Consider the following 10,086-nt stretch of genomic DNA (forward strand, 5'->3'; position numbering starts at 1 on the left):
AAGCGGCCAGCCGCGAACGACTGCTATCGACCCATTGCGGACACTGAGGCCCTACGCTGAAGTCTAGACAGCTCGTCGCCCTCTAAACGCTCGACCTAGTTATCAGCGTCCACTGTCGAGCCTGGGAGTTTCTCGGCAAGTCAGCTATCTGTCGTCGCGCTCACTTGCCCCCAAGGTTCGCCCGAGCCCATTGCTCAGCGGTGGTTACTGGAATCGACTGCTGTTCGTTGAAGGTTCCCGATTTAGGCCATGCCACACCTCTGCCCTGTGCGAACACAGCACGATACTTTTTGATGTGATGGGTAGGGTCTTTTCTCTGCTCATCAATCAGGAACGGAACAGTCCACACGTTAGTTTTGAACGGACGACCCAGCGTATGTTCGAGGATGTTCGCGACTTGTCCATAGGACACCGTGTCGCCTGAGAGATAGACAATCTCGTTGCGGAAGCGAGGTTCGAAGAAGACGATTTCCGCCGTGAGAGCGCCGATGTCGTCCGGTGTAGTGAGCGTCAAGGGGATCAAAGCGGCAGCCGATCTACGCGCTCAAGTAATCAGCCTGGCCAAGCACGGGGTTCTGGACGAAAAGCGGTACGCCGAACTGTTCCCGACTTCGAGCTACAACGCTCCAACTAATGAGCTCATGTTTGGCGAGTATGCGCAAAGCTGGTTGAACAGCCTAGAAGTGGTCCACGACACCCGGGTCAACTACAAGGGCTTGATGAACAACTACTGGATGCCACATCTGGCGACACTGCCGATCAAGGCGGTCACGCCGATGGTTCTGAGGGAGGTGGTCGCAAAGACCAAGTGGAAAAGTTCGACAGTCAAGCGCGCCGCGATTGCCCGGGTTAAGGCAATGTTTCGTGCGGCGGTCTACGACGAAGTAGTGGACAGGAACCCAGCGGCATCAATCCAGTTGCCGCAGAAAAACAGAAAGCAGATTGACCCCTTCACTGTTGAAGAGGCTGACGCGCTGATCCAGTGGATGTACGCGAACTTCTCCCGAAGCAACCAGGTGTTCGCGGCTTTCTACGAGTTCGCGCTGTTTACCGGCATGCGTACCGGGGAAATCATGGCGCTGCGCTGAGATGAGATCGACTTTGAGAAAAAGACGGCCCACGTCTGTCGGATCGTGGTCGAGAATCAGGTAGTTGATCGCACCAAGACCAAGTACACCCGAACCGTGATGCTTAACAGCCGAGCCCTTGGCGCCCTGGCCAGAGCGCAAGAGGTGGCGCATTACCGGTCCAAGCAAACGCGTCGGGTATCTACCGAATCGCCATTCATCGTTCAGCCTGCGGGGAAGTCACTCCACATGATGAGACCTGAAACGCCTGCGCACCACTTCAACGAGGCGATCAAGGCCCTGAAAATTCCTGCCCGACCGCAGTACAACTGCAGGCATACCTATGCCACGATGTGCCTTATGTCGGGCATGAACCCTGCCTTCATCGCTGGCCAGCTGGGGCACTCCGTCCAGGTGCTGCTCACGACCTACGCGAAGTGGTTGAATTCAGCCAACGACTGGGCAGAACTGGCGAAGCTGGAAACGAATGTAATTGGTACAGAATTGGTACAGCATTAAATATCGTTCACCTTGCGCCCTTTAGTCATAAGGCATTCGACAGCGTTTGGGCCATACTCCACAATGCAGCGGTTTAGGGGGAAAACCCTTGCACAGCCAACGACATACCAACTTTTAGTGAGCCTCAACGTGAAAACATCCCTGTCTATCCTCAGCCTGCTGCTGTTGCTCACAGGAACCGCGACCCTTCCGTCGACCGCTGCTGCACAACCCCCGGCCCAGGTTCAACGCGACCCGTCCAAGCTGCACCTGGCTTCAGGCAGCGCCTTGTTGATCGACCTGAACACCAACCAGGAGCTGTACGCCAGCCATGCCGACCGCGTGGTGCCGATTGCCTCGGTGACCAAACTGATGACAGCGATGGTGGTGCTGGATGCCAAACTGCCCATGGATGAGATGCTCACCATGACCATTGCCAACAACCCGGAAATGAAAGGCGTGTATTCGCGCGTGCGCCTGGGCAGCCAGCTTGACCGCCGCGAAACGCTGCTGATTACCCTGATGTCGTCGGAAAACCGTGCTGCCAACTCCCTGGCCAACGCCTACCCAGGTGGCTACCCGGCGTTCATCAAGGCGATGAATGCCAAGGCTCGCAGCCTGGGCATGGCACATACCCGGTATGTCGAGCCGACCGGCCTGTCGACACAGAACGTATCCACCGCCCGTGACCTGGCCAAGCTGCTGATGGCCTCGCGCAAGTACCCGATGCTGAGCGAGCTGTCGACCACACGCGAAAAAACCGTGGCCTTCCGCAAGCCCAACTACACACTGGGCTTCCGTAACACCGACCACCTGGTGAACAAGAACAACTGGGACATCAAACTGACCAAGACCGGCTTCACCAACGAAGCCGGGCACTGCCTGGTTCTGCTGACCCGCATGGACAACCGCCCGGTGGCCATGGTCATCCTGGATGCGTTCGGCAAGTACACCCACTTCGCCGATGCCAGCCGCATGCGTCAGTGGCTGGAAACCGGTGCCGCCAAACCGGCGCCGGCAGTGGCCATGCAGTACAAGGCAGACCGGCAGAACAAGGGACGCCTGGTTTCCGAGTAAACCCAAACGGTCTCGCTGGGGCCTTTGCAGGCCCCAGTCGTATCATGCCTGCGTATTGACCATCCCCCCTGCACTGCTGCCACCTGACGTCTGCAGCGCTTCGAGCAACTGCGCAGTTGCCTGCAGGATTTCCCCATTGATGGTCGCGATGCTCGCCTGCTTGGCACTCACAGCTGCCATCTTGGCGGTTTCTTCCATCTTCTGCGCCATCAACTGGGCCAGTTGTTTCTGTTCGTCGGCCAATTGCTTCTGCAGCTTCTTGATCATCTCGCGCAATTGCTTGATGTGCGCAGGCTCCGAGCTTTCACTGCTGCCCTGGGCCCCTTGGGCCTGGCCGCCACCGTTCGCCCTGGAGGCGTCGGTCTGAGCGACTGTTCCACCCTCTTCAGCCTTTTGCGCGTCCTGGCTCTCGGCGCTCTGGGTCGTGCTCAACGCCTGTGCCGTGGTGCTGATGCTGACTGCTGCAATTCCTGTCATGTCTGTCTCCCTGCGTTGCAAAATGGGTCCTTGCAGTGTTTTGCCTATCGGCCGCAGCACGCAGGTCTTTAGCCCGTGTAGCAGTGGGGCGGCCGCCCGCCAGTAAATTCCCCATCGCTTGGCTCGTTCCACCCAATGTACACACGCAAGCGCCGGCCCCTCCCGGCGGCGTCCACATTCGACCATTATGGAACCGCAGCCATGAGCCAGTCTGCAAACCCGGAAACTATCAAGGACCTGATCGGCGTGGGCTTCGGCCCTTCCAACCTGGCCCTGGCCATCGCCCTGGAAGAACTCGCCGAGTCCCAGGGCCATGCCCTCGATGCGCAGTTCATAGACAAGCAACAAGACTACCGCTGGCACGGCGAAACCCTGGCCACCCAGAGTGAGTTGCAGATCTCGTTCCTGAAAGACCTGGTGTCGCTGCGCAACCCCACCAGCCCCTACAGTTTCGTCAACTACCTGCACCAGAAGCAGCGCCTGGCCGACTTCATCAACCTCGGCACCTTCTACCCCTGCCGCCTGGAGTACAACGACTACCTGCGCTGGGCCGCCGAACACTTCGCCACCCAAGCCGTGTATGGCCAGGAAGTGCTGCGTATCGAACCGGAACTGCAGGATGGCCGGGTAGAACACCTGCGTGTGATCGCACGCGATGCACAGGGCCGCGAATACAGCCGCCGCACCCGCTCGGTGGTAGTCGGCAGCGGCGGAACGCCGAAAATCCCGGAAAAGTTCGGCGCCTTCAAGGACGACCCACGGGTGTTCCACCACTCCCAATACCTGAGCAGCCTGAACAAGCTGCCGTGCACCGACGGCAAAACGATGCGCATCGCTGTGATCGGTTCGGGCCAGAGCGCCGCCGAGGCGTTTATCGACCTGAACGACAGCTACCCGAGCGTCAAGGTCGACATGGTACTGCGCGGTTCGGCCCTCAAACCGGCCGACGACAGCCCGTTCGTCAACGAGATTTTCTCGCCGGACTACACCGACCTGGTCTACAACGAACCCGCCGACCAGCGCAGCAAGCTGCTGGGCGAGTACCACAACACCAACTATTCAGTGGTCGACCTCAACCTGATCGAACGCATCTACGGCATCCTCTACCGGCAGAAAGTCGCCCACCAGCACCGCCACAACGTGCTGTGCCGGCGCCAGGTGGAAGCCGTGGTGGCCACGCGCGAAGGCCTGGAGCTGACCCTGCGCGACCTCGCTACCGGCCAGCAGCAAACCCACCGCTACGATGCCGTTATCCTTGCCACCGGCTACGAGCGCCGCTCGCACCGTGACCTGCTGGCACCGTTGGCCGGTTACCTGGACGACTTCAGCGTCGACCGCAACTACCGCGTGCTGGCCAGCCCCGACCTGCAGGCCTCGGTGTACTTGCAGGGCTTCTGCGAAAACAGCCACGGCCTGAGTGACACCCTGCTCTCCGTACTGCCGGCCCGTGCCGCAGAAATCGGCCGCGCCCTGTATCAGGACCTGGCGCAATTGCACGGCAAAGCGCAACCCGCTGCGGCCCTGACCCGCGCCTGACCCCTGTGCTACGCACCCTCAAGGCCGGCCTGTCGCCTCGCGCGCAGGCCGGCTTTGTGCCCTCTGAAACATTTACTTGCATTTAAAACGGCAGGTTTTCAATTCTCATTCGTCCTTATCAGTACAGCCCTCTTTGGTTGGGCACACGCTCGACCACCCATTGCAGAAGACCGTCTGATGGCCAAATCACCGAAAAAATCCAAATCCAGGCTGTGGTTCCTGGTCCACAGCTGGCTCGCCTTGCCGATCTGGTTCTTTGTGCTGATCGTGTGCTTCACCGGCATGCTCGCCGTGGTCAGCCAGGAAATCGTCTGGCTGGCTAACCCGGATGTACGCGCGAGCAAGCCCGACGGAGATGCCGAGCGCCTGAGCTTCCAGCAGGTACTGGACGCCATGCGCAAAGCCGAGCCAGACATGTTCGTGGAGTCGCTCAGACAGCCCGACGGCTCGCACTTTGCCCTGCTGGCCGATGTCACGTACCCCGACGGCACCAGCCCGACGCTGTACGTCAACCCCTACACCGGCGTCATCCAGGGCAAGTCCCCTGACTTCAACTTCGAAGCCTTTACCCGTGCCCTGCACGGCTGGTGGCTGGTGCCTTTCACCAATGGCTTCAGCTGGGGCTGGTACCTGGTTTCGCTTCTCGGCCTGCCCATGCTGGCCTCTCTGGTCACCGGGCTGGTGGTGTACAAGAAGTTCTGGAAAGGCTTCTTCAAACCGGTGCGCACCGGGCACGGCTCACGTATTTTCTGGGGCGACCTGCATCGCCTGGCGGGGGTGTGGTCAATCTGGTTCATCGCGGTCATTTCCATCACCGGCACCTGGTTCCTGATCCAGGCGCTGCTTTCGGACAACCACATCACCATTTCCAGCCGGCCTATCGTGCCGGTGATCGCCCGTGAAGATGTGCCGCAAACGCCGGATGGCACCCCTGCCCCGCGCATTGACCTCGATGAGGCGGCACGTATTGCCGGCCTGGCGATTCCAGGCCTGGACATCACCTTCATTTCGTTGCCGGCGACCGCCTACAGCCACGTTTCCATGGGCGGGCGCGGCTGGTATCCGCTGATGTTCCAAAGCGCTGCGGTCAACCCTTACACACGCAACGTCGACAGCCAATTCCTGCTCAGCGACCGCTCCACGCTGGAGTTCGTCACCGAGTCCATGCGCCCCTTGCACACCGGTGACTTTGGCGGATTGCCCATCAAGCTGATCTGGTTCTTCTTCGGCCTGATACTCACCTTGATGGTGCTCAGCGGCTTGCTGATCTGGACCAAGCGTACCGCCCAGGCCACCGCAGCCGCCCTCAAGCGCAGTGACCGTGCGCCCCGTGCCGCACGCAGCCAGACCACACTGGAGACCCAACCATGAGCCACGCCCAGGCCGTGCCCGCCAGCCCGCTGAAGCAGTGGTGGCTGAAGTGGCGCTTTCATCTGAACATCCTGCTGATCCTCGTCCCGCTGGGCTTCATGCCCAAGTATTTCAGCGACGCCAAGCTGTTTCGTGGCGACGCAGGGTTGGGGGCGAACGTGATCAGTGGCATCCAGGCCGGCCCTTACACGCTGGACTTGGCTGAACTGCGTGACGAAGCACCACGCGAAGACGGGCCCGCCGGCCACTTCAAGTCCTTCAGCGCGTCCTTGTGCAAAGCCTGCATGAAAGACGTCAAGGCTGTTTACCTGCGCATCGGCAAACCGCGCAGCCTGCGCGCTGCCGGCACCCTCTTCTTTGGCGCCCCCTACCGCATGGGCACCAACCTGCCTATCCCGCCGCGTACCAAACCCGACGCACAGATCTGGATCACCCTGGAAGGTTGGGACGGCAGCATGCACCAGGCATCCGTCCCCCTGGCCCAGGCATCGCCTGCCACCGTGGCCTGGCTCGAGAAACAAGGAGGCAAGAAATGAAACACCTGATGCGCACCCTCGCCCTGCCCTTGCTGGTACTGGCCGCTGGCCCTGCTCTGGCACACAACCCGATGTGCGAATGCGAAGAACTGGCCAGCGGCCAGGTCACATGCACCGGTGGCTTCTCGGACGGCAGCGGTGCCGCCGGGGTGACCCTGGACGTGATCGGCTATGACGAGCAAGTACTGGTCGGCGGCAAGCTGGGCGACGACTCCACGCTCACCTTCAAACGCCCGGACGGCGAATTCTACGTGCTGTTCGACGCCGGCCCCGGGCACGTGGTGGAAGTCGACTACGCCGATATCGCCCAGCCATGAGCCGCGCTCAAGTGATTCGCCCGGCCGGCGCCGGGCACGAAACCCTGTACGTGCTGCTGGCCAGCCTGCTGATCGTGGTGCTCGCCGCCAGTGTGGTGCTGTTGCGTGGCGAACGCGTGGATGAGCAGGCCATCGCCAGCCACCAGATTGACGCCCGCCGCGACCTCACCGCTGCCGAGCAAGGCCTGTACACCGACCTGCGGGTGGCCTTCGACGAGATCCAGCTGCTGCGTGAGGAAAACGCCGCCGTGCCGAGCGTGCAGGCACTGGCCGAAGAAGGCCTGCCGCCATTCGTGGTGGATGCCGGCAGCCAGGGCCGTGGCAGTCATCAGTGGTCGTGGCTGGAATCCGGCGCTTACCTGGGCCGCAGTCAGGCCCCTGAAGTTGCCGGCAGCCTGCTGCTGATCCTGCCGGCGAACAGCACCGGCCAGGCCGATGTCTGGTTGCGCCGCGACAGCGCTGCCGTCATCCCGGACGATCTCGGCCAGGCGGCCTTGATCGCTGCAGGTTGGCAGCAAGTGGTCAGCCACTACGACGCCGGGGTTACCCGCGAACACCGTCACTGAACCCAAGGACTCCCACCCATGTTCCGCTCCGCCCTCGCCCTGCTCCTGGCCTTTGCCCTGCCGGCACTGGCCCTGGCCGATAACGGCAAGCCCCTGCGTATTGGCATCACCCTGCACCCCTACTACAGCTATGTGACCAACATCGTCGGCGACAAGGCCGAAGTGGTGCCGCTGATTCCGGCGGGCTTCAACCCGCACGCCTACGAGCCACGGGCCGAGGACATCAAGCGCATCGGCACGCTGGACGTGGTGGTGCTCAACGGTGTCGGCCATGACGACTTTGCCGACCGCATGATTGCCGCCAGCGAAAAACCCGGCATCGCAACTATCGAGGCCAACCAGAACGTACCGTTGCTGGCAGCCACGGGCATTGCAGCGCGCGGCGCCGGCAAGGTGGTCAACCCGCACACCTTCCTGTCCATCAGCACCACCATCGCCCAGGTCAACAACATCGCCCGCGAACTGGGCAAGCTCGACCCGGACAACGCCAAGTTGTATACGCAAAACGCCCGCGCCTATGCCAAACGCCTGCGCGCCCTGCGTGCCGAGGCGCTGGCCAAGGTAACCGAAGCGCCCAGCGCCACCTTCCGGGTTGCCACCATCCATGCCGCCTACGACTACCTGGTGCGCGACTTCGGCCTGGAGGTGACCGCCGTGGTCGAACCGGCCCACGGCATTGAGCCCAGCCCGGCCCAGCTGAAAAAGACCATCGACCAGCTCAAAGCCCTGGATGTGAAGGTGATCTTCTCGGAAATGGACTTCCCGTCCGCCTATGTCGAAACCATCCAACGTGAATCCGGCGTACGCCTGTACCCGCTGACGCACATTTCCTACGGTGAATACACCAAAGATAAGTACGAAGTGGAGATGAAGCGCAACCTCGACACCGTGGTGCGCGCCATCCAGGAGAACCGCGCATGACCGTCGCCGCCAACCTGGTGAAGGCCTGTGGGCCACGCATCGAGTTCGCCGACGTCGACCTCACCCTGGGCCGTACACGCATCCTTGAACACGTCAGCTTCGGCGTTGCTGCCGGGAGCGTGCATGCCATCGTCGGCCCCAACGGCGGCGGCAAGAGTTCACTGATCAAGACCCTGCTCGGGCAAATGCCACACCAGGGCCAACTGACCCTGCATTGGCCGGGTGAGCGCGAGGTGATCGGTTATGTGCCACAAGCGCTGGAGTTCGACCGCGGCCTGCCAATGACCGTAGATGACTTCATGGCTGCCATGTGCCAGCGGCGCCCGGCGTTTCTCGGCTTGTCGCGCCGCGTGCAGCCGGCCATCGATGCGGCATTGGCGCGGGTCGGCATGCTCGACAAGCGCAAACGGCGCATTGGCGCCTTGTCTGGCGGCGAACGCCAGCGTGTGCTGTTGGCCCAAGGCCTGATCCCCGAGCCGCAATTGCTGGTACTGGACGAGCCCATGTCTGCCCTCGATGAAGCCGGTATCCAGGTGTTCGAGCAGTTACTGCAGGGCTGGCGCCAGGCCGGCACCACAGTGCTGTGGATAGAACACGACCTGGAGGCCGTGCTGCGCCTGGCCGACCGGGTCACTGGCCTGAGCCGCCAGGTGTTGTTCGATGCCCCGCCGGCCCAGGCCCTCACACCAGAGCGCCTGCTTGGCCTGTTCTCTGTTCACCCGCGTAGCGAGAGCCTTGCCTCATGAGTTTTGAAGCCTTTCGCCAACTGGTCCAGGACTGGGCCACGGCTGGTTACTTGCCTGAGGCTCTGGCCTACGGCTTCGTGGTCAATGCCTTGCTGGCTGGCCTGATGATTGGCCCGGTACTGGGCGGCCTGGGCACCCTGGTGGTGGTCAAGCGCTTTGCGTTCTTTTCCGAAGCCGTGGGCCATGCTGCACTGACCGGGGTAGCCATCGGCATCCTGCTTGGTGAGCCCTACACCGGTCCTTATGGCAGCCTGTTCGGCTACTGCCTGCTGTTCGGCATCCTGCTCAACTTCCTGCGCAACCGCACCGGTCTATCACCCGACACGCTGATCGGCGTGTTCCTGTCGGTGTCGCTGGCGCTGGGCGCCAGCCTGCTGCTGATGCTGGCCGGCAAGATCAACGTGCACATCCTCGAAAACGTGCTGTTCGGCTCGGTGCTGACCGTCAGCGGCCAGGACCTGGTGGTGCTGGGTATCGTCGCAGTACTGGTGCTGGCTCTGGCCGTGCCGCTGTACAACCGCATCATGCTGGCCAGTTTCAACCCGCAACTGGCGGCCGTGCGCGGGGTGCCGGTGAAAACCCTGGATTACCTGTTCGTGGTGCTGGTGACCCTGGTGACCGTGGCCGCAGTGAAGGTGATCGGGGCCATTCTGGTCGGTGCATTGCTGGTCATCCCCGCTGCGGCTGCACGCCTGGTCAGCCAGTCGCTCAAGGGGTTTTTCTTCGTCTCGGTACTGATCGCCACCTTGAGCACGCTGCTCGGCATCCTGCTGCCGATCGTCTTCGACCTGCCCGTACCGTCGGGCGCCGCGATCATCCTGGTCGCCGGCATCTGCTTTGCCCTGGCCGCCCTGGCCCGCGCCCTCGTCCCACGCCTGCAAGGAAACCCGGCATGAACCTGAAACGCCTGACCCTGGCGCTGGCCTTGTCCGGCCTGCCGTCGCTGTCTTTTGCCACGCAAGTGCTGACCACCC

The 10,086-nt window shown here is 61.9% G+C and carries 12 protein-coding genes and 1 pseudogene; 11 read left to right on the forward strand and 2 right to left on the reverse strand.

Annotated features, from left to right (window positions below):
• Nucleotides 1-160 precede the first annotated feature (160 nt).
• Nucleotides 161-514, reverse strand: a pseudogene (locus APH36_RS29060) (aromatic alcohol reductase); the annotation flags it as partial.
• Nucleotides 515-641: 127 nt separating this feature from the next.
• On the opposite strand from APH36_RS29060, the gene APH36_RS32950 reads away from it, so the two are divergent.
• From APH36_RS32950 to pbpG, 3 genes are all read left to right on the forward strand, one after another.
• On the forward strand, nt 642-1,088 hold the full coding sequence (locus APH36_RS32950; protein WP_374754815.1) for a tyrosine-type recombinase/integrase: 447 nt from the start codon (nt 642-644) through the stop codon (nt 1,086-1,088).
• A gap of 6 nt (nt 1,089-1,094) precedes the next feature.
• Entirely contained in the window at nt 1,095-1,586 is a 492-nt protein-coding gene (locus APH36_RS32955) for a tyrosine-type recombinase/integrase (RefSeq protein ID WP_256219372.1), read from the forward strand.
• A 129-nt stretch (nt 1,587-1,715) separates the two neighbouring features.
• Nucleotides 1,716-2,642, forward strand: coding sequence for a D-alanyl-D-alanine endopeptidase (gene pbpG, locus APH36_RS29070; protein WP_223624865.1), 927 nt, complete (start codon nt 1,716-1,718; stop codon nt 2,640-2,642).
• 42 nt (nt 2,643-2,684) lie between these two features.
• Here the strand turns inward: pbpG and APH36_RS29075 are convergent, their stop codons facing one another.
• Complete coding sequence (locus tag APH36_RS29075; RefSeq protein ID WP_060501633.1) at nt 2,685-3,119, reverse strand: hypothetical protein; 435 nt, start codon at nt 3,117-3,119, stop codon at nt 2,685-2,687.
• A gap of 201 nt (nt 3,120-3,320) precedes the next feature.
• On the opposite strand from APH36_RS29075, the gene APH36_RS29080 reads away from it, so the two are divergent.
• From APH36_RS29080 to APH36_RS29115, 8 genes are all read left to right on the forward strand, one after another.
• Entirely contained in the window at nt 3,321-4,655 is a 1,335-nt protein-coding gene (locus tag APH36_RS29080) for a lysine N(6)-hydroxylase/L-ornithine N(5)-oxygenase family protein (RefSeq protein ID WP_060501635.1), read from the forward strand.
• A gap of 177 nt (nt 4,656-4,832) precedes the next feature.
• A complete protein-coding gene (locus tag APH36_RS29085; protein ID WP_060501637.1) occupies nt 4,833-6,026 on the forward strand; it encodes a PepSY domain-containing protein in 1,194 nt (397 codons plus the stop codon).
• Entirely contained in the window at nt 6,023-6,562 is a 540-nt protein-coding gene (locus APH36_RS29090; RefSeq protein ID WP_060501639.1) for a hypothetical protein, read from the forward strand. Before APH36_RS29085 ends, APH36_RS29090 begins: the two co-directional genes overlap by 4 nt.
• The gene (locus APH36_RS29095; RefSeq protein ID WP_060501641.1) at nt 6,559-6,879 is read left to right on the forward strand and encodes a hypothetical protein; all 321 of its coding nucleotides are present in this window, start codon (nt 6,559-6,561) and stop codon (nt 6,877-6,879) included. The genes APH36_RS29090 and APH36_RS29095 overlap by 4 nt, the downstream gene beginning before the upstream one ends.
• Nucleotides 6,876-7,445, forward strand: a complete 570-nt coding sequence (locus APH36_RS29100) for a DUF6162 family protein (protein WP_060501643.1) — start codon at nt 6,876-6,878, stop codon at nt 7,443-7,445. The genes APH36_RS29095 and APH36_RS29100 overlap by 4 nt, the downstream gene beginning before the upstream one ends.
• 18 nt (nt 7,446-7,463) lie before the next feature.
• On the forward strand, nt 7,464-8,366 hold the full coding sequence (locus APH36_RS29105; RefSeq protein ID WP_060501645.1) for a metal ABC transporter substrate-binding protein: 903 nt from the start codon (nt 7,464-7,466) through the stop codon (nt 8,364-8,366).
• Nucleotides 8,363-9,112 carry a metal ABC transporter ATP-binding protein gene (locus APH36_RS29110; RefSeq protein WP_060501647.1) on the forward strand — a complete coding sequence of 250 codons (750 nt, stop codon included), beginning with the start codon at nt 8,363-8,365 and terminating at the stop codon, nt 9,110-9,112. The genes APH36_RS29105 and APH36_RS29110 overlap by 4 nt, the downstream gene beginning before the upstream one ends.
• Nucleotides 9,109-10,008: a metal ABC transporter permease gene (locus APH36_RS29115; protein WP_060501650.1), complete on the forward strand. Its 900-nt coding sequence runs from the start codon at nt 9,109-9,111 to the stop codon at nt 10,006-10,008. Before APH36_RS29110 ends, APH36_RS29115 begins: the two co-directional genes overlap by 4 nt.
• Nucleotides 10,009-10,086: the final 78 nt, after the last annotated feature.

The sequence above is a fragment of the Pseudomonas sp. NBRC 111133 genome (assembly GCF_001320605.1).
Classification (GTDB): Bacteria; Pseudomonadota; Gammaproteobacteria; order Pseudomonadales; family Pseudomonadaceae; genus Aquipseudomonas; species Aquipseudomonas monteilii.

Bases quoted from the DNA above. Each gene is read 5' to 3' on its own strand.
- APH36_RS32950 (WP_374754815.1), top strand. From the start codon at position 642: ATGTTTGGCGAGTATGCGCAAAGCTGGTTGAACAGCCTAGAAGTGGTC.
- APH36_RS29075 (WP_060501633.1), bottom strand. From the start codon at position 3,119: ATGACAGGAATTGCAGCAGTCAGCATCAGCACCACGGCACAGGCGTTG.
- APH36_RS29080 (WP_060501635.1), top strand. From the start codon at position 3,321: ATGAGCCAGTCTGCAAACCCGGAAACTATCAAGGACCTGATCGGCGTG.
- APH36_RS29085 (WP_060501637.1), top strand. From the start codon at position 4,833: ATGGCCAAATCACCGAAAAAATCCAAATCCAGGCTGTGGTTCCTGGTC.
- APH36_RS29090 (WP_060501639.1), top strand. From the start codon at position 6,023: ATGAGCCACGCCCAGGCCGTGCCCGCCAGCCCGCTGAAGCAGTGGTGG.
- APH36_RS29095 (WP_060501641.1), top strand. From the start codon at position 6,559: ATGAAACACCTGATGCGCACCCTCGCCCTGCCCTTGCTGGTACTGGCC.
- APH36_RS29100 (WP_060501643.1), top strand. From the start codon at position 6,876: ATGAGCCGCGCTCAAGTGATTCGCCCGGCCGGCGCCGGGCACGAAACC.
- APH36_RS29105 (WP_060501645.1), top strand. From the start codon at position 7,464: ATGTTCCGCTCCGCCCTCGCCCTGCTCCTGGCCTTTGCCCTGCCGGCA.
- APH36_RS29110 (WP_060501647.1), top strand. From the start codon at position 8,363: ATGACCGTCGCCGCCAACCTGGTGAAGGCCTGTGGGCCACGCATCGAG.
- APH36_RS29115 (WP_060501650.1), top strand. From the start codon at position 9,109: ATGAGTTTTGAAGCCTTTCGCCAACTGGTCCAGGACTGGGCCACGGCT.